Source organism: Zoogloea sp. GW822-FHT05C07 (assembly GCF_058800215.1).
On the sequence record NZ_CM179510.1, the window covers coordinates 4,772,193 to 4,790,828 of the forward strand.

Consider the following 18,636-nt stretch of genomic DNA (forward strand, 5'->3'; position numbering starts at 1 on the left):
GGCTTACTTGGCCGACCAGCCGCCCCCCAGCGCGCGCACGAGTTGTACCGTTGCGCGCCGCTGGCGGGTGGTCAGGTCGAGGAGGTTGCGCTGGGCCTGGAGATGGCTGGTCTGCGCGGTGACCACGTCGAGGTAGCTGGCGGCACCGTCCCGGTAGCGGTGGGTGGCGAGGGCCTCGGCACGCTCGGCGGCGGCCGTGGCCCGCCCTTCGGACTGCGCGGCGTCAGCGTAATGCGTCAGCAGCGCGAGCTGGTCCTCGACCTGCTGGAAGGCGGCGAGCACCACGCCGCGATAGTTCTGTCCGGCCTCGTCGAGCAGCGCTTCGCTGCGGGCAAGCTCGGCCTTGCGCAGGCCGCCGTCGAGCAACCGGGTCAGCAGGCCCGGCCCGATGGCCCAGAAGAGGTTCGGCGCTGCAATGAAGTGGCCGAGATCGCTGCTCTGGAAACCACCGCCGGCATTCAGCGTGAGGGACGGGAAGAAGGCCGAGTGGGCCACACCCACGCTGGCATTGGCGGCGGCGACACGCCGTTCGGCGGCGGCGATGTCGGGCCGGCGCTGCAGCAGTGCGGAGGGCAGGCCGGCAGGGATGGCCGGAATCGGCTCGGCAACGATGCTTGGGGTGATCGTGAAGGTCGACGCGTTGGCCCCTACCAGCGCGGCGATTGCGTGTTCCAGCACCGCCCGGCGCGCCTGCAGTTGCCGCGACTGGGAGCGGGTGCTCTCCAGCTGGGCCTCGGCTCGTGCCAGATCCAGTCCCGAGGCGATGCCCTCGGCGTGGCGCCGCTCGACCATCCCGGCGGCCCGCTGATAGGCGAGCTCGCTTGCGTGCAGCAGCCCGGCCTCCCGGTCGGCGGCGCGCAGCGCGATCACGGTGTCCGCGAGCTGAGCCTGCAGGGCCAGCTGCGCGGCGGCCAGATCGGCGTGCGCAGCCTGCTGCAGGGCCGTGCCCGCGTGGACCTGCTGGCGGATGCGGCCCCACAGGTCCACTTCGTATTGCAGACTCAGCCCGAGGGACGCGCTGTTGTATTCGTCCGGTGAATTGGGGCCCAGCACGCGCAGGGGGCGCCGCTGGGACTGGCGGTCCCGCTCCACGCCGAGGGCGGCGCCGACGGTGGGGGATTGGGCGGCGCGCACTGCGTCGGCGGCGGCCCCGGCCTGCTGGTAGCGCGCCAGCGCGCTGGCCAGGTCGGGGCTGTTGGCGAGCAGCTGCTGTTCCAGGCGGTCGAGTTCGGGATCGTTGTACAGCGTCCACCAGGCTTCACGGGGCAGGGTATCGGCGGGGACGGCGGCGATCCACGGTGCGGGCAGTTCCCTGTAGGACGCCGGCACCTCTGGCAAGGCCGGCCGCGGTGCGGGGGGCGTGGCGGCGCAGGCTGCGAGGGCTACGGCCAGCGCCGCGATCAGTGGCGCTTTCACCTTGCGGCCCCCGTTGGGGCCGTGGCGATGCGCACCCGGTCGCCGCTGGCGAGGCCATCCGGCGGGTTGAGGATCACCTGTTCGTCTTTGCCCAGGCCGCCGGCCAGCTCCACGCTCTTGCCCAGATCGCGGGCGATCGACACGCGCTTGAGCTGCACGCTGCCCCCGCGGCCGACGGTGGCGACCCGTACGCCGGCCTTGTCGAAGATCAGCGCGCTGGGCGGTACCGCGAGGCCGTCGTCCGCCGGCGGAGAGGATGTGAAGCGCACCGTCGCGAAACCGCCGGGCAGCAGCTCGCCAGCGCTGTTATCCACGGTGAGCTGGACCAGCATCGCCCCGGAGCCGGCCTCGATGGCCTGGGCCAGGAAGAGCACGGTGGCCTCGTAGCTGCGGCCCGGTCGCTCCGGCACTTGGAGTCGTGCACGCTCACCAGGGTGGATTCGGGCCACCTGACGTTGCGGCACCTTCACATAGACGCGCAGGCGGCGGATCTCCGAGACAACGAACAGCTCGCTGCCGGGGGTCATGCCGGCGTTGATGAGCGCCCCCACGTCGGTGTTGCGGGCGGTCACGACCCCGTCGAAGGGGGCAAGCAGGCGCTGGAAGTGCTTGAGGGCTTGCAGCCGCGCCACATTGGCCTGCAGCGCATTGACGGCCGACTGCTTGGCGGCGAGGTCGCCGGCCTTTTCGTCGGCCTCCTGCCGGGAGACCGAGTCGGTGGCCAGCAGGGATTGCCAGCGCCGCGATGTCTCGGTGGCGAGGGCCGCATTGCTGCGGGCGGTGGCCAGTTCGGCCTGGGCCTGGGCGAGCTGCTGGTCGAGGTCGGGCGTCTCGATCTCGGCGAGGGGCTGGCCGGCCTTCACCACGGCGCCGATGTCCGTCGTCCAGCGCTTCAGGTAACCGTTCACCCGGGCGTAGATGGGGGCGCGCGACCAGGCCTCGATGTGCCCCGGCAACTCCAGCACGGTTTCCGATGTGGCCGTCGGCGGTGCGACGGTGACGGTCCGTACGGCTTGGGCGGTGGCGCTTTCGCGCAGCTGCTCGGCCTGGGACTGCCGCGACAGGAGTCCGCCGCCCACCACGCTGGCCGCCAGCCCGAGGGCCAGCAGGGCGAGGGGCTTGCGGCGGAACAGGGGAGAGGAAGAACGAGCGGGCATGTCAGGACACTCCGGGAGCGGGCTGCGGGGTGGCGGAGGCCGGGCGATGGGCGCCGCGGCCGTGTACCAGGCTGAAGAGCACGGGCACGAAGATCAGGGTGGCGACCGTGGCGAGGAGCAGGCCGCCGATGACGGCCCGGCCCAGCGGGGCGTTCTGCTCGCCGCCCTCGCCGAGGCCGAGGGCCATCGGCAGCATGCCGATGATCATCGCCAGGGCGGTCATCAGCACCGGGCGGAAGCGCACGAAGCCGGCTTCGAGGGCCGCAGCGGTCGCATCGCCCAGCACGGCCAGCCGTTCGCGGGCGAAGCTGATGACGAGCACGCTGTTGGCGGTGGCCACGCCCATGCACATGATGGCGCCGGTCAGGGCCGGCACCGACAGCGTGGTGCGGGTAGCGAAGAGCATCCACACGATGCCGGCCAGGGCGGCCGACAGGGCCGAGACGATCACCGCCGGATCGAGCCAGGACTGGAAATTCACGACGATGAGGAGATAAATCAGGACGATGGCGCCGAGCAGGCCAAACAGCAGGCCGGAGAAGGCCCGGTCCATGGTCTGCACCTGGCCGAGCAGGTTGACGGTGGCGCCCTTGGGCACCTCGCCGGCCGTCTCGGCGAGAACGCGCCGGATGTCGGCGGCGACCGCCCCGAGGTCGCGATCCTGGGTGCTGGCATGGATCTGGACCATGGGTTGCACGTTGTACTGGCTGATCAGCGCGTTGGCGTTGCCGCGCTCGAAGCGGGCGATGCCGCCGAGGGTTGTGGCGTTGGCGCTCGTCCCGTTACCGACCGGGAGGTTCTCCAGGGCCGCCAGCGAGTCCAGCTGGTGCTGCGGTGTCTGGATCACGATCGGGTAGCTGACGCCGTTGGCCGGATTCAGCCAGTAGGTAGGGGCCACCTGACTGCTGCCCGCCAGATTGACGACCAGGCTGCTGGTGACGTCGCGGGTGCTCAGGCCGAGCAGCTGGGCCTGGGTTCGGTCGAGCTCCACGTTGAATACCGGGGCCTTGTTGGATTGCTGGATGCGCGCGTCGGCCACGCCCGGGACGGTGCGCAGGCGCTTGAGCAGGCGCTGGGCGTAGGCGAAGTTGGCGTCCAGGTCGGCGCCGCGAATCTGCACGTCGATCGGGGCCGGTGCGCCGAAGTTGAGGATCTGGCTGACGATGTCGGCCGGCGGGAAGGAGAAGTTCGTGTCAGGAAACGCGGTCGGCAGTCGTTCCCGCAGGCGCCGCACGTAGTCGGCGGTCGGGTGGTGCCCTTCGCGCAGGGCGATCTGGAAGTCGCCGTCCTGGGAGCCCATCACGCCCGTGTTGTTGTAGGTCAGGTTGATGTTGCTGGGCGGCAGGCCGATGTTGTCCACCAGCGTGGCGATTTCCTGCGCCGGTATGACCTGGCGGATCTCGGCCTCGATGCGTGCGAAGCGGGCAGCGGTCTCCTCCACGCGGGTGCCGACAGGCACGCGCACGTGCATCAGCAACTGGCCCGAATCCACCTGCGGGAAGAAGTTGCTGCCGATGAAGGGCAGCAGCCCGAAGGACAGTCCGACCGCTGCGCCAAAGCCACCGAGGAAGCGCTTGCGATGCGCCAGCGCGCCAGCCAGCAAGCCCCGGTAACCGTCGCGCAGGGACGCGAAGCCGGCCTCGAAGCGGCGCTGGAAGCGCACCAGCGGATTGCGGGCCGGTGGCAGTGCATGGTCGTCGCCGTGCATGTCGGTATGCTGCGCATGTGGGCGCAGCAGGTACTTGGCCATCGTCGGCACCAGCGTGCGCGACAGAATGAAGGAGCTCACCATCGCGAAGATCACCGCTTCGGCCATCGGTACGAAGAGGAAGCGCGACACGCCCTCGAGGAAGAACATCGGCACGAAGGCGATGCAGATGCACAGCAGGGAGACGAAGGCCGGCGCGACGATCTGGCGGGCGCCGTCGAGGATCGCCGTCTCCACGTCCTTGCCGTGTTCCAGGTGCCAGTTCACGTTCTCGATGGTCACCGTGGCGTCGTCCACCAGGATGCCGATGGCCAGTGCCAGCCCGCCGAGGGTCATGAGGTTGAGGGTTTCGCCGACCACCGCGAGGGCGATGATCGATCCCAGGATGGACAGCGGGATGGACACCGCGATGATGACCGTGGACCGCCAGCTGCCGAGGAACAGCAGGATCATCACGCTGGTCAGCGCGGCGGCGATGGCGCCTTCCAGCACCACGCCGCGGATCGCCGCCCGTACAAACAGGGACTGATCGTTGATCGGCACCACGCTCAACGCGGCGGGCCAGCCACTCTTCAGCGCGGCGAGCTTCGTGCGGATGCCGTCCACGATGGCCAGCGTGGACGCCGAGCCGTTCTTGAGCACCGACATGAGCACCGAGCGGCCGCCGTCCACGTGCACGATGTTGGTCTGCGGCGCGTTGCCGTCATGCACCTGGGCCACGTCGCGCAGGTAGATCGTACTGCCGTCGATGACCTTCACCGGCAGGCGGCCAATCTCCTCGATGGCCGACGGGGCGCTGTTCAGCTGGAGGGTGTATTCGTAGCTGTCGATCTTCTGGGTGCCGATCGGGACCAGCACGTTATGGGCAGCCAGCGCGGCGGCCACGTCCTGGGCCGACAGGCCGCGGGCCTGCAGGGCTGCCGGGTCCAGATCGATCTGCACCTGGCGCTGCTTGCCGCCGTAGGGCAGGGGAATGACCGCGCCGGCCACGGTGGTCAGCGGCGTGCGGACGGTGTTCATGCCCAGGTCGAACAGGCTTTGTTCCGACAGGCCTTCGCCCGACAGGGCCAACTGCACGATGGGCACCGTCGCCGCGTTGTAGTTGAGGATGACGGGCGGCGTGATGCCGGGTGGCATCTGGCGCAGGGCCACCTGGGAGGCGGCGGTGACCTGTGCGTTGGCAACCGCGATGTCGACGCCGGGCTGGAAGAAGATCTTGACGACGCTGACGCCCGGATAGGTGTTGGCCTCGATGTGCTCGACGTCGTTGACCGCGGTCGTCAGGATGCGCTGGAACACCGTCGAGATGCGTCCGGCCATCTGGTCCGGCGGCAGGCCGGTGTACTGCCAGGCCACCGCCACCACCGGGATGCGGATTTCCGGAAAGATGTCGGTCGGCGTGCGCAGGGCCGCCAGCGGCCCGACGATGAGCAGCAGCAACGCCATCACGACGAAGGTGTAAGGGCGCTGCAGGGCGACGCGCACGGTCTGAATCAGCACGAAGGGACTCCACGGTGGTGAGGCCTGATGATCAGCGCGAGCACCCGCGCCAGGCACAGCCCGAGCATCGCGGCGCACGTCGCGAAGGTGGCGGCGATGCGGTGGGCCAGCCGCGTGACGCCGGCGGTGGTTGCTTCCATCGGTGCGCTCAGGCCTTCAGCGTGCCCGTGTCGACCTGCTTGCCGGCCTTGGAGCGGTAGGGGCTCAGATCGTCGGTGGGGGAATAGGCGGCGTAGCCGAGTACGTCGATGGTCATGGTCGTGTCCCTTTTTCGGTGAGCGGTGGGGAGGGGGGCACGCTTTTTCGGTGTTTCCGGATCGCGCGCCCTGGCCTCGGCCCGATGCGCAGACTTTAGCGGGCAGCGGGGCCATTGATTAGCCACTACAATCCGCAAGAGCTTATGAACTGAATTCATGAATGCAGCGCGAGAATTTCAATGACCTGCTGGCCTTCGTCGCGGTGGCGCGGGAGGGCAGCTTCACAAAGGCGGCGGCCCGGCTCGGCGTGTCCCAGTCGGCGTTGAGCCATACCGTGCGTGCGCTGGAGGCACGGCTGGGCATCCGCTTGCTGGCCCGCACCACGCGCAGCGTGTCGCCCACCGAGGCCGGCGAGCGCCTGCTCCGCACCGTCGCGCCGCGTTTCGAGGAGATCGAGGCCGAGCTGGCGGCGCTCACCGAGTTGCGCGACAAGCCGGCCGGCACGGTGCGCATCACCTGCGCCGAACACGCCGCCAACACCGTGCTGTGGCCCCGGCTGGCGGCCGTGCTGCCGGACTACCCGGATGTCTGTATCGAGATCAACGTGGACTACGGGCTGACCAACATCGTCAGCCAGCGCTTCGACGCCGGCGTGCGGCTGGGCGACCAGGTGGAGAAAGACATGATCGCGGTGCGCATCGGGCCGGACATGCGCATGGCCGTGGTCGGCGCGCCGGCCTATTTCGCGAAGCGTCCGCCACCGCTGACGCCCCGCGAGCTGGCCAACCACCAGTGCATCAACCTGCGCCTGCCAACCCACGGCAACCTGCTGGCCTGGGAGTTCGAGAAGGACGGCCAGACGCTGAACGTGCGGGTTGACGGGCAGTGGGTGTTCAACAGCAGCACGCCGCGGCTGACGGCGGTACTGGCCGGCTTCGGGCTGGCCTATCTGCCGGAGGACATGGTGCGGGACGATGTGGCGGCAGGGTGCCTCGTGCAGGTGTTGCAGGACTGGTGCCCGAACTTTCCCGGCTATCACCTCTACTACGCCAGTCGCCGCCAGTCCTCGCCGGCCTTTGCGTTGGTGGTCGAGGCTTTACGCTACCGGGGCTGAAGGCAAGGCCCGCATTCCCCATTCCGGTTCATGGTCCTGTCATCTGTATGCCGCAGCATCGCCGCCGGGGCGGTCTTGCAACGCTCCGCCCGGCCCGCTTCGGGGCCGAGGCACTCGACAAGAACAGGACAGAACAATCATGCGGAAATTCGTAGGGCCGATCATGTGTTCGGCGGCGGCATTGGCGATGTATGGGTGTGGTGGCAGCGGCGGCAGCGACGCGCCGGGCAAGATCACCGCGGCGGTGATTGGGGACGTGCCTTACGGTGCGACGGCGACGGATACCACGCAGACCACCGCGCTGCCGGCCTTCATGACGGCCCTGGATGGCGACGCGGACGTGTCGCTGGTGATGCACGTCGGCGACATCCACTCCGGCTCCCAGTACTGCACCCAGGCCTACGACGTCACCGTCGCCACCGACTGGAAGGCCCTGAAGAACCCGCTGGTCTACACGCCGGGCGACAACGAGTGGACCGACTGCCACAAGGCCAAGGAGGGCGGCGGCGTCTACAACGCGACTACCGGCCAGATCGACTACAAGGTGGATGCCGGCGGCAACCTGCTGAGCTACGCGGGCGGCGATCCGCTGGCCAACCTGGATCTGGTCCGCTCGATCTTCTTCGCCAAGCCGGGCAAGACCCTCGGCGGCTCGATGGACGTGCATTCCCAGGCCCTCGAATACGACACCAACTACCCGACCGACAGCAGCTACGTGGAGAACGTGTGGTTCGAGAAGGCCGGTGTGCTGTTCGTGACCGTCAACATGCCGGGCGGCTCCAACAACGACACCGACCCGTGGTACGGCGCGCCGTCCATGAGTCCGGCCCAGGCCCAGGAAGTGGCCAACCGCTCCGCCGCCAACAAGCGCTGGCTGGATAACGCCTTCAACCGGGCGGTGAGTGACAACTCCACCGCGGTGGTGATCCAGCTGCAGGCCGACATGTGGGATGTGGACGGCAAGGCCGCCAGCCACATCTCCCAGTACAAGCAGTTCATCGACCTGATCGCCACCCGCGCCAAGGCCTTCGGCAAGCCGGTGCTGCTGCTCAACGGCGATTCCCACGTGTATCGCTCGGACAACCCGCTGGTGCAGGGCGCGGCGTGCCTGATCGAGCCGAGCTCGGGCGCGGCGGCCGTCGCCTGCTCCGACGATGCCTATGCCAACCAGCCGAATGGCTACAGCGTGCCGAACTTCCATCGTATCGTGGTGCATGGCAGCACGGCGCCGCTGGAGTGGCTCAAGCTGAGCATCGACCCGAACTACGACAGCAAGGCCGCCGCGACGGCGACCAGCTTCGGCCCCTTCAGCTGGAAGCGCACGCAGCCGGCGCTGTAATCCGGAAAGGCGAGGGCGCCCGCGGAAGGCGCGCGCCCTCGTTGCCGACGTTTACTTGGCCGTCGTGCTCGGGGTGACGGTCACGTACTGCCGCTCGCCACCGCGCTGCACCAGCAACGCCACGGTACCGGTGACGGTCTTGACGATGGCACGGGCCTGATCCAGCGTACTGACCGGCTTGCCATTGATCGACAGCACCACGTCGCCGGCCTGCATGCCGGCGGCGCGGGACGGACCCGTGGCGGATTCCACCAGCAGCCCGATGGACAAGCCGATGGCCAGGTGTTCGACGGCTTGCAGCGGGCGCAGCTGCAGGCCGAACTGGTGCAACGTGCTGGTGTCCGGCGCGGGTGCCGGCTGCGGGCTGGCGGTCGCCTTGCCGGCCTCGCCGAGAACGACCGGCAGGCGATGGGCCTTGCCGTCGCGCCACACTTCGAACTGCAGGCGCTGGCCGGGCTGGGCCATGGTCACCAGGGTCTGCACGTCACCGGCCGCTGTGATCGGCATGTCGTCCACACCGAGGATCACGTCGCTGGGCAGCAGGCCGGCCTTGGCGCCAGGGCTGCCGGGCATGATGTCGAGGATGATCGCGCCTGCCGGCGCCGGCAGGCGGAAGGCGTCCGCCAGCGACTGGTTCACCTCCTGCACGGTTACCCCCAGCAAGCCGTGGGAAGCGTGGCCGGTGGCGGCGATCTGCTTCTGGATCTTCAGCGCCAGGTCGATGGGAATTGCGAAGCTCAGGCCCTGGAAGCCGCCGGTGCGGCTGTAGATCTGCGAGTTGATGCCGACGACCTCGCCGCGGGCGTTGAACAGCGGGCCACCGGAATTGCCGGGGTTCACCGCCGCATCGGTCTGGATGAAGGGCACGCCGCTGCCGTCCGGCAGGGAGCGCCCCTTGGCGCTGACCACGCCGGCGCTGACGCTGTTCTCGAAGCCGTAGGGCGAGCCGATGGCGAGCACCCATTCGCCCACCTGCAGGTCGGCCGGATTGCCGATGCTGACGGTGGGCAGGCGGTGGGCGTCGATCTTCAGCACCGCGATGTCGGTCTTGCGGTCGCTGCCGATCACGCGGGCGTGGAACTCGCGCCGGTCGGTGAGCTTGACGACCACGTCGCTGGCGTTGGCGATCACGTGGGCGTTGGTGAGGATCAGCCCGTCCTCGCTGAGGATGAAGCCCGAACCCTGGCCGCGCACTGGGATCTGCATGCTGGCGCCGGCACCGCCGAACTCCTGCTGGAAGCGGCGCAGGAACTGCTGCACCGAATCGCCGTTGTCGTCGCCGGGGGCGTCCGCCGAGTCGGGGCTGACGGATACCTGGCGCATGCCGCTGATGCTGATGTTGACCACCGCCGGGCCATACCGCCGGGTGATCTGCGAGAAGTCGGGGACGCCGACGGTGGCGACCGAGGGCGGTGCTTCGCTGGCCGGCGGAGCTGCGGGCGCCGCCGTTGCAATACCTGGGCAGCCAAGCGCTGCGGCAAGCAGGCTGGCCGTAATTGCGGGGGTGATGAAGTTCATGACGGCCTCCCTCCGAGGCACTGCGCGGGCTATGTTGGTGTTGTTGCCGCGATTATCGCCCGAAGCGGTGCCACGGTATTGACGTTCAGCGCCGTCGCCCGCTGATGACCAGCGCGATGCCGCCGAGGATGGCGATGGACGAACACACCAGGCGCGGCGTGATCGCCTCGCCAAGGAACAGCACGCCACCCAGCGCGGCGATGACCGGTACGCTGAGCTGCACGCTCGCCGCGCTGGCGGCGCGCAGCTGGGGCATCGCCATGTACCAGATCACGTAGCCGATGCCGGAGGCTAGCCCGCCGGAGGCGAGGGCGTAGGCGATGCCGGCGCCGTCCGTCTGCGCGTGGGACAGGGTGACCAGGCTCAGCCCCAGCGCCATCGGCGCGGCCCGCGCGAAGTTGCCGGCGGTGCTGGCCGCCGGGTCGCTGCCGCCGCGGCCGCGCAGGGAATAAATGCCCCACGCCACGCCGGCCAGCGTCATCAGCAAGGAGCCGACCAGCGGTGGTGCCGACAGGCCCGGCAGGACCAGCGCGACGAGGCCGGCGGCGGCGAGCACCAGACCGACGCTCTGCATGCGCTTGAGGTGCTCCCGATGCCACAGGCCGTAGCCGATCATCGTCGCCTGCACGGCGCCGAACAGCAGCAGCGCGCCAGTGGCGGCGGACAGGCTCAGATAGGCGAAGGAGAAGCCGGCGGCGTAGACGAACAGCGCCAGCGCCGACGGCCAGCTGCCGTGGCGGGCGCCGCTTCCGCCGCCGCGCAGGCGCAGCAGCAGCCACAGCACCAGCGCGCCCGAGCCGATGCGCAGCGCCGTGAAGCTCGCTGCGTCGATGTGGCCGTCGCGCAGTGCCAGCCGGCACAGCAGGGAATTGGCGGCGAAGGCGAGCATGGCCAGCGCCGTCAAGGCGGCGATACGAATGGGGGGCATGGCGTTCTCCTACGAGGCGGGCAACAGGGGCGCGGCACCCGCCGTGGTGGTTTCGAGCTGCAGCCAGTCCTGGAAGGCCCGCACGATGGGGCGTTCGAGGGCGGCCGGCGGGCAGGTGAGGTGATAGGCGACAGGCGTCCGCAAGGCCAGTGCTGTGGCCTGCGGGAAGGCAATGCACAGCTTGCCGGCCTCCCGTTCGGCGATCGTCAGCTCGGGGCTGGCCAGCCACACGCCATGAGCGCTGACGGCCGCTTCGAGGGCCAGCAGACCGTTGCCGAAACGCTGTTCGCGCAAGGGCGTGGGCCGCGGGATGCCTTGCTGCTCCAGCCATTCGGCCCAGCCGAAGCGGGCTGGCGAACGCAGGTAGGTGCTGTCGCACAGCAGCGGCACACGCAGCACGTCGGCCGGCACGGACAGGCGCGGCAGCAGGGCTGGCGCACACATCGGCACGAGGACCAGTGGGAACATCGGACTGACGTGCAGCTCCGGATGGACCCCGAAACCGAGGCGCAGCGATACGTCGATGCCCGAACGCTGGAAGCTCGCCAGCGGGACCGGCCCGCCGACCACCGAGTCCACCGAGCCGAGGCTGGCCTGCAGGCGCACTTCGGCATCCGGAAAAGCGGCGTAGAAACGGTGCAGGCGTGGCACCAGCCACTTGGTGGCGAGCAGGGGCTCGGCGCACACCGTGATGATGGACTCGTCGTCCCGGTGCGCCCGCAGCTGCTCGACCGCATCGGCCAGCGCGGCGAAGCCCTCCTGCAGGCGCGGCAAGGCCAGATCCGCCGCGCGGGTCAGCACCACCTTGCGGTGATGGCGCACGAAGAGCGGGATGCCGAGGATGCTCTCGAGGGCCTTCACCTGATGGCTGACCGCGGCCGGCGAGACGTGCAGCAGCTTGGCCGCCTCGCTGAAGCTGCCGGTGCGGGCCGCCACCTCGAAGTAGGACAGCGCGATGAGGGGCGGCAGCCGCGCCGAGGTGGCGTGTTCCGGCGGGCGGGAGGCGGGAGGGGCGGGAAGCGTCATCGGGGGATGTGGGGTTGGCACGGCATGGAGCGGCCCGGACGTCCGGCGATTCCGGTTTCGCGTGAGTGGGGGTTGCTCTGCCATCTGCGATGGCTGTAGTAGGGCGACATGGGTCTGCTCACGATGAAAGCTTGGCTCGGCAGCAAGGCCAGGGCTTGCCGAGCTTGTACCGGGCTATCGTAGGGCCTGGACGTGACGGAGTAAAACGATGATTTCTAAAGACTTGACTTAGAAATATTGAGGCTGCTGCCAAGTGCGGGCTTGCTCGGCCGGTGCATCCGAATGCCGGATTCTGTCGGATTTTTTGACACCTCCGAAAATCGGGAACCGCGAAAACTCTCGTTGCGAGCGTGATCTGTGTCGCAGCCCGCCTCGCCCCCCATTTTGGGTTTTGCCCGTCTTTTGCTAGGGCCAATACCGGTCTTCATGGCAGGAAGGCCGCATTGCGGGGGCAAATGCTTAGCGAGTACAAAAAATATAACAAAAACTATTAAAACGTCAGTTTTCTTTACGACTTTTCGATAAATGCCAATATTATTATTTAGGTTGTTGTTTTTAAACAAATAAAAAAATGGCCTGGAACTTGCGGATGGCAACTGGCGCTTCAGAAAAATAATCAACCCGTCGCCTTCGGGTACCAACAGAATCCAGAACAGGACCATCAACATGAGCGACAAAACCGTACTCCAGGACGGCGTCCCCCCTTTTCCCGTATCGCGGGCGCCCGTCATCGGGTTCCTGCCGGGCGCAGCTGTCGTCGCCGTGCTGTGCGCCGCGACCTACCTGTTCCCCGCTGCGGCCAGGTTGCATGAAGAACGTTCAGCCGTCGCCAGCGACGTACGGCTCTATGCCTATTCCACGTCCATTCAACCAAGCGAACTGCTCATCGGTGACGATGAACTCGGTGACGGCACACGCCATATCGACATTCCGTCGAAACGAAACCCCGAAGGCATCAAGCTGACGGTCACGACCAACAGTCGCGCCGGGTACACACTGGTCATCAGCGTGCTGCCGGAAATGCAGTACCTGTTCAGCGCTGTGGAGGTCTTCGGCCTGGATGTGCCGGTCCAGTTGCCGGCGACGGGGGGCGAGGTGGCGCTGCCATACTCCACGCACAAGCTGAGCGCGGATCTCCGTGTGCGCCTCACGCTCAAGCCGGGAGTCCTCCCCCGGCAGGAGGCAGGACACGCGGCGGGAAGCCACATGTGGCCGCTGCTCATTTCGGCCCACGCCAATTGATTGGCGCGGCGTGTGGCGCCTGCACTCCACGCCGATAGAAAATAGGTATTGAATCGATTCCATCAATCAATTGGAGCAATGCGCGGCCCGTCGATATGATGTGTCCTATTCACCGTTCAGGCATGGGGGCCTGAACGACGCCCACATAAAAGGACAAGACCATGCTCGACGCCAATATCAAGAACCAGCTCAAGGCCTATCTCGAGAAGCTCCAGCGCCCGATCGAGGTGGTCGCCTCCCTTGACGACAGCGCCAAAGCGCAGGAACTGCGCGGCCTGCTCGTCGATATCGCGGAACTCTCGGACAAGGTCACGCTGCGGGACGACGGCAGCCACGCGCTGCGCCCGTCCTTCGGTGTGGCGGTGCCGGGCGAGGAACCGCGCATCCACTTCGCCGGCATTCCGATGGGGCATGAGTTCACGTCCCTGATCCTCGCGCTGCTGCAGACCGGCGGTCACCCGCCCAAGGTGGATGCGGCGGTGATCGAGCAGATCAAGGCCTTGCCGGGCCGCTTCGACTTCGAGACCTTCATCTCCCTGTCCTGCCACAACTGCCCGGACGTGGTGCAGGCCCTCAACCTGATGGCCGTGCTCAATCCGGGCGTGACCAGCACGATGATCGACGGCGCGCTGTTCCAGGACCTGGTGAACGAGCGCCGCATCATGGCCGTGCCGACGGTCTTCCTCAACGGCCAGGAATTCGGCCAGGGCCGCATGACCATCGAGGAGATCGTCGCCAAGCTCGACACCGGCGCGGCCGCCCGTGCGGCGGAAGAGATCGCAGCGAAGGATGCCTTCGACGTACTGGTGATTGGTGGCGGGCCGGCCGGCGCGGCGGCAGCGATCTACGCGGCACGCAAGGGCATCCGCACTGGCGTGGTGGCGGAGCGCTTCGGCGGCCAGGTGATGGATACCCTCGGCATCGAGAACTTCATCTCCGTGAAGGAGACCGAAGGGCCCAAGCTCGCCGCTGCGCTTGAACAGCACGTGAAGCAGTACGAGGTGGACGTGATGAACCTGCAGCGCGCCACCAAGCTGATTCCGGGCAAGGTGGTCGAGGTGCAGCTCGAGAATGGCGCATCCTTGAAGGGCAAGACAGTGATCCTCTCCACCGGCGCCCGCTGGCGCGAGATGAACGTGCCCGGCGAGAAGGAGTACAAGGCCAAGGGCGTGTGCTTCTGCCCGCACTGTGACGGCCCGCTCTTCAAGGGCAAGCGCGTGGCGGTGATCGGCGGCGGCAACTCCGGTGTCGAGGCGGCCATCGACCTGGCTGGCATCGTCTCCCACGTGACCCTGCTCGAGTTCGCCGACCAGTTGCGTGCCGACGCGGTGCTGCAGACCAAGCTCAACAGCCTGCCCAACGTGACGGTGATCACCCAGGCGCAGACCACCGAAGTGACCGGCGACGGCCAGAAGGTGAACGGCATCCGCTTCAAGGACCGCGTCAGCGGCGAGGAGAAGCAGGTGGAGCTCGAAGGCATCTTCGTGCAGATCGGCCTGTTGCCGAACACCGACTGGCTGAAGGGCACGGTCGAGCTGTCCGATCGCGGCGAGATCGTCGTCGATGCCAAGGGCCAGACCTCGGTGCCGGGCGTCTTTGCCGCCGGCGATTGCACCACGGTGCCGTACAAGCAGATCGTCATCGCGATGGGCGAAGGTGCCAAGGCGTCCCTCAGCGCCTTCGATCACCTGATCCGCAGTTCGGTCGCCTGATTGTGAAACGGCCGCCGGGGTTCCGGCGGCCGCTTGAGCAGACTGACCAAGGCCGGAGCCGCAAGCTCCGGCTTTTTTCTGCGTGCCCGGTTCAGGTGTTCAGTGCAGGCGTTCAGGCCGGCGGCAGGATCGCCGGGTAATCGCCGTAGCCGTCCGGCCACGGAGTAAGTACCTCGAAGCCCGTGTCGGTGACGGCAACCATGTGCTCCCACTGGGCCGACAGGGAGCGGTCCTTGGTGACTACGGTCCAACCGTCGGGCAACTGGCGGGTGGCGGCGCGGCCAGCGTTGATCATCGGTTCGATGGTGAACACCATGCCGGGCTCCAGGCGCAGGCCTTGGCCCGGATTGCCGTAATGCAGGACCTGCGGCTCGTCGTGATAGATGTCGCCGATGCCGTGGCCACAGTACTCGCGCACCACGCTGAAGCCTTCCCGGTGGGCGACGCTCTGGATTGCGTGGCCGACGTCGCCCAGCGTGGCGCCGGGGCGAACCTGATGGATGCCGGCGACCATCGCCTCGTAGGTGGTGCGGACCAGCCGTCGCGCCAGGATGCCGGGCTCGCCGACGTAGTACATGCGGCTGGTGTCGCCGAACCAGCCGTCCTTGATGACGGCCACGTCGATGTTGACGATGTCGCCGTTCTTCAGCTTCTTGTCCGACGGGATGCCGTGGCAGATGACGTGGTTAACCGACGCGCAGACCGTCTTCGGGTAGCCGTGATAGCCCACGTTGGCCGGGATGGCCTTGAGTTCATCGACGATGTAGTCGTGGCACAGGCGGTCGAGTTCGTCTGTGCTGACGCCGGGTTTGACGTGTTCGCCGATCATCCGCAGCACGTCGGCAGCCAGGCCGCCGGCGTGGCGGGACAGGGCGATCTCCTCCTGGGAGCGGATGGGGACTTGTCTCAGGGCTCTCATGCTGCGGCACCTCCTGCTTCGGCGGCCAGACCGGCCGCGTCGAGGGCCTGCTGCTCGGTCTGGATCAGCAGCTGGCAGATTTCGCCGTAGCGGAGATTGGGGTTCAGTTCGGCCAGCATGCCGACACGCAGCCAGTGCTCGGCCTGCGCGTTGATGGAGCGGCTCAGCGCGCCGCTCGTCAGACGCAGGTTCTCGTGCATCTGCTCGGAAATTTTGACGATGCCCATGGCTCGGATCTCGAATATATGGTTTGTAGCTGTTTCATATATTAGCAGCTTTCCGGCCCCTGCGCCCGGCGACCGGGCACGGGGGCGTCCATGGGCAGCGTGGAGGCCGCAGCCTCCGGGTTTCAGTGCCCGAAGACGTCGGCGTTCAGCATCGTCGGGTCGGGCCGGTCCAGGGTATCGAGGGCGGCCACTTCGGCGTCCGACAGCGTGAAGTCGAACAGCGCGAGGTTCTGGGCCAGCCGGGTGGGGTTGGCGGACTTGGGCGTCGTCACGATGCCTTGCTGGACGATCCAGCGCAGGACGATCTGCGCGGCGGTGCGGCCATGGGCTTCGGCGATGGCGGTGATCACCGGGTCGGTCAGCATCTCGTTGCCGCGGCCGAGGGGGCGCCACGCGCCGGTGGTGATGCCATGCGCCTTGTGGATGGCGAGCAGGTCGTCGCGGCGGTGGTAGGGATCGAGCTGGAGCTGGTTGTGGTGGGGCACCAGGCCGGCGTCGAAGAGGCGCTGCAGATGATCCGGCTTGAAGTTGGACGTGCCGATGGCGCGGACCAGGCCGGCCTCCAGCAACCTGATCAGACCGTGGAAGGCGTCCACGTAGTGGTCCTGGTCCGGGTTCGGCCAGTGGATCAGCAGCAGGTCGATGTAATCGACGCCCAGCCGCTTCAGGCTGGCTTCGCAGGCTTCCCGCGCGCCGGCAACGCTGTGCCACTGGCGGTTGAACTTGGTGGTGAGGAAGATCTGGTCGCGGGGGACGCCCGAGCGCCGGATGCCTTCCCCGACACCTTGCTCGTTGCCGTAGTTCTCCGCCGTGTCGATCAGGCGATAGCCCAGGCCGATGGCTTCGGCGACGGTGTGGGCGGCTTCCTGGTCGTTCATCGGCCAGCTGCCGAGGCCGAGCAGGGGCATGGCGACGCCATTGGCGAGGGTGATGGTCGGGGCAAGGGTGGTCTGCTGTGTCATGAAGGATTCCTGGCGTGTCTTGTTGGTCGTTTTGAGGAACGGATCGCCCCCTGCTGCGGGGGCGATGGTCATGCAGAGCCGCGCACCGGGGAGGGCTCCGGCGCGCGGCTCCCGCGTTGGAGCGCGTTCGTCCGCCGATGTTCCGTGAATTGCCGAAACACGGCCGGATATGTCATCCGGTCAGCGCGATGTCTGCCGGCTCTGTCAGGGGTGCGTTCAGGCCGTATCGCCGAAAGCCAGGCGGCGGACGTGGTCGCGCAGATCCGCCGGCCAGGCATCGGTGCGCTGCAGGAAGACTGGCTGGTTGTCAGCGAACAGGGCCCGGGAGGCTTCCTCGAAACCGGGCAGGTCACCGGCCAGCGCGGACATGAAGTGGTAGGCGCGCTCCTGGGCCTGACGGCGGCCGTCCTGCGCGGAGCCGGCCCGGCGCGCTTCGTCCACCAGCTTGCGCAGGGTGATCGAGGCGCCGCCGGGCTGGGAGGCGAGCCAGTCCCAGTGGCGGGGCAACAGCGTGACTTCGCGGGCGACGACGCCCAGCCGCGGCCGGCCACGGCCGCGGGTTTCGGCGGTTGGTTCGGCCTCGGTTGCGGCGGGGGCGGTGTTCTGTTCGAGGCGGGCCAGCACATCGGCGTCGCTGCCGCGGAAGTCGATGTCCACGAGCCGGCCGGTGCTGTCATCGAAGGTGAGCACGGTGCCGCCCGCGTCGGCTTCGAGTGCCCGCTTGGCGGCCAGCGCGTTGTCTTGCAGGCTGCCGCCGGCGATGCGGCGCGGGCCGTCGAAGGTGGTGTAGGTCGTGGGGCTGGATGAGGACATGGTCGGGCTGGATGAGTTGATCTGTCTTAAATATTACCCGGGTTAAAATAAATTGCAAATAAAATCCGGGTATAAATAAACATCATCGTCTATCCACAATCGGCCGTGCGCTGGGCGGCCTGCCTGCAGGCTAGGTATCGCGGGCCGGGGCCTCTGCGACGAAACGATAACCGACCCCCGGTTCTGTGACGATGTGGTCCGGATCGGTGGGGTCGTCCTCGATCTTCTTGCGCAGATGTCCCATGTAGACCCGCACATAGTGGGCGTCTTCCGTATGGGACGGGCCCCACACCGCTTTCAGCAGCTGCCGGTGGGTCAGCACGCAGTCCGGGTTCGACACCACGTAGGCGAGGAGGCGGAATTCGATCGGGGTCAAGTGCACCGGAACGCCGTTCTTTTCGACGAGGCGCTTGCCCAGGTCGATCTTGACCGTCCCGAAGCTCACCGAGCTTTGCCCGCTGCTGCCCGATTTGTAGCGCCGCCGCAGGTGGGCGCGCACGCGGGCCAGCAGTTCGGCGGCACCGAAGGGCTTGGTCAGGTAATCGTCGGCCCCGGCGTCGAGGGCGGCGACCTTCTCGGTCTCGGCGGTCCGCGCCGACAGCACGATGATCGGGATCTCCGACCAGGTGCGCAGCTCGCGGATCAGCTCGATGCCGTCTCCGTCCGGCAGGCCCAGGTCGAGGATCAGCAGGTCCGTCTTGCGGGTGCCGGCTTCGATGAGGCCGCGTTTGACGCCGTCGGCCTCATGGACTTCACAGCCTTCGCTCTCCAGGGCCAGGCGCACGAAGCGGCGCAGCTGGGCTTCGTCCTCGACGACGATGACGCGGGGGCTCGGCTCGGGCATGACGGTTTTCCTTT

The 18,636-nt window shown here is 67.7% G+C and carries 17 protein-coding genes; 4 read left to right on the plus strand and 13 right to left on the minus strand.

All coding sequences use genetic code 11. From position 1 onward, the window contains the following. Positions 1-3 precede the first annotated feature (3 nt). The 4 genes from AC3QL2_RS21995 to AC3QL2_RS22010 are packed head-to-tail and all read right to left on the minus strand — an operon-like array spanning position 4 to position 5,921. A complete protein-coding gene (locus tag AC3QL2_RS21995) occupies positions 4-1,416 on the minus strand; it encodes an efflux transporter outer membrane subunit (RefSeq protein ID WP_493232449.1) in 1,413 nt (470 codons plus the stop codon). Further along, the gene (locus tag AC3QL2_RS22000) at positions 1,413-2,573 is read right to left on the minus strand and encodes an efflux RND transporter periplasmic adaptor subunit (RefSeq protein ID WP_493232450.1); all 1,161 of its coding nucleotides are present in this window, start codon (positions 2,571-2,573) and stop codon (positions 1,413-1,415) included. The genes AC3QL2_RS21995 and AC3QL2_RS22000 overlap by 4 nt, the downstream gene beginning before the upstream one ends. Before the next feature lies 1 nt (position 2,574). After that, entirely contained in the window at positions 2,575-5,781 is a 3,207-nt protein-coding gene (locus AC3QL2_RS22005) for an efflux RND transporter permease subunit (protein WP_493232451.1), read from the minus strand. Further along, positions 5,775-5,921 (minus strand): hypothetical protein, encoded by a 147-nt coding sequence (locus tag AC3QL2_RS22010; protein ID WP_493232452.1) that lies wholly within the window; start codon positions 5,919-5,921, stop codon positions 5,775-5,777. The genes AC3QL2_RS22005 and AC3QL2_RS22010 overlap by 7 nt, the downstream gene beginning before the upstream one ends. A gap of 277 nt (positions 5,922-6,198) precedes the next feature. Between AC3QL2_RS22010 and AC3QL2_RS22015 the strand changes: the two genes are divergently transcribed. Further along, on the plus strand, positions 6,199-7,092 hold the full coding sequence (locus AC3QL2_RS22015) for a LysR family transcriptional regulator (RefSeq protein ID WP_493232453.1): 894 nt from the start codon (positions 6,199-6,201) through the stop codon (positions 7,090-7,092). Between the two features lie 139 nt (positions 7,093-7,231). Then, positions 7,232-8,431 (plus strand): hypothetical protein, encoded by a 1,200-nt coding sequence (locus AC3QL2_RS22020; protein ID WP_493232454.1) that lies wholly within the window; start codon positions 7,232-7,234, stop codon positions 8,429-8,431. A 51-nt stretch (positions 8,432-8,482) separates the two neighbouring features. On the opposite strand, the gene AC3QL2_RS22025 is transcribed toward AC3QL2_RS22020, so the two are convergent. From AC3QL2_RS22025 to AC3QL2_RS22040, 4 genes are all read right to left on the minus strand, one after another. Beyond that, entirely contained in the window at positions 8,483-9,949 is a 1,467-nt protein-coding gene (locus AC3QL2_RS22025; protein WP_493232455.1) for a Do family serine endopeptidase, read from the minus strand. An 85-nt stretch (positions 9,950-10,034) separates the two neighbouring features. Further along, on the minus strand, positions 10,035-10,877 hold the full coding sequence (locus AC3QL2_RS22030) for a DMT family transporter (RefSeq protein ID WP_493232456.1): 843 nt from the start codon (positions 10,875-10,877) through the stop codon (positions 10,035-10,037). A 9-nt stretch (positions 10,878-10,886) separates the two neighbouring features. Next, entirely contained in the window at positions 10,887-11,903 is a 1,017-nt protein-coding gene (locus AC3QL2_RS22035) for a LysR family transcriptional regulator (protein ID WP_493232457.1), read from the minus strand. A 215-nt stretch (positions 11,904-12,118) separates the two neighbouring features. After that, positions 12,119-12,571, minus strand: a complete 453-nt coding sequence (locus AC3QL2_RS22040) for a hypothetical protein (RefSeq protein ID WP_493232458.1) — start codon at positions 12,569-12,571, stop codon at positions 12,119-12,121. Between AC3QL2_RS22040 and AC3QL2_RS22045 the strand changes: the two genes are divergently transcribed. Both AC3QL2_RS22045 and ahpF read left to right on the plus strand, forming a co-directional pair. After that, positions 12,570-13,145, plus strand: coding sequence for a hypothetical protein (locus tag AC3QL2_RS22045; RefSeq protein ID WP_493232459.1), 576 nt, complete (start codon positions 12,570-12,572; stop codon positions 13,143-13,145). The genes AC3QL2_RS22040 and AC3QL2_RS22045 overlap by 2 nt on opposite strands. A 161-nt stretch (positions 13,146-13,306) precedes the next feature. After that, positions 13,307-14,857 (plus strand): alkyl hydroperoxide reductase subunit F, encoded by a 1,551-nt coding sequence (gene ahpF, locus AC3QL2_RS22050; RefSeq protein ID WP_493232460.1) that lies wholly within the window; start codon positions 13,307-13,309, stop codon positions 14,855-14,857. A 112-nt stretch (positions 14,858-14,969) separates the two neighbouring features. Here the strand turns inward: ahpF and map are convergent, their stop codons facing one another. The 5 genes from map to kdpE form a co-directional block, all read right to left on the minus strand. After that, the gene (map, locus tag AC3QL2_RS22055) at positions 14,970-15,776 is read right to left on the minus strand and encodes a type I methionyl aminopeptidase (RefSeq protein ID WP_493232461.1); all 807 of its coding nucleotides are present in this window, start codon (positions 15,774-15,776) and stop codon (positions 14,970-14,972) included. Continuing rightward, positions 15,773-16,003, minus strand: a complete 231-nt coding sequence (locus tag AC3QL2_RS22060; RefSeq protein WP_493232462.1) for a ParD-like family protein — start codon at positions 16,001-16,003, stop codon at positions 15,773-15,775. Before AC3QL2_RS22060 ends, map begins: the two co-directional genes overlap by 4 nt. 122 nt (positions 16,004-16,125) lie before the next feature. Continuing rightward, on the minus strand, positions 16,126-16,965 hold the full coding sequence (locus AC3QL2_RS22065; RefSeq protein ID WP_493232463.1) for an aldo/keto reductase: 840 nt from the start codon (positions 16,963-16,965) through the stop codon (positions 16,126-16,128). Between the two features lie 216 nt (positions 16,966-17,181). Next, on the minus strand, positions 17,182-17,778 hold the full coding sequence (locus tag AC3QL2_RS22070) for a DUF2239 family protein (protein WP_493232464.1): 597 nt from the start codon (positions 17,776-17,778) through the stop codon (positions 17,182-17,184). Between the two features lie 130 nt (positions 17,779-17,908). Next, complete coding sequence (kdpE, locus tag AC3QL2_RS22075; RefSeq protein WP_493232465.1) at positions 17,909-18,622, minus strand: two-component system response regulator KdpE; 714 nt, start codon at positions 18,620-18,622, stop codon at positions 17,909-17,911. Positions 18,623-18,636: the final 14 nt, after the last annotated feature.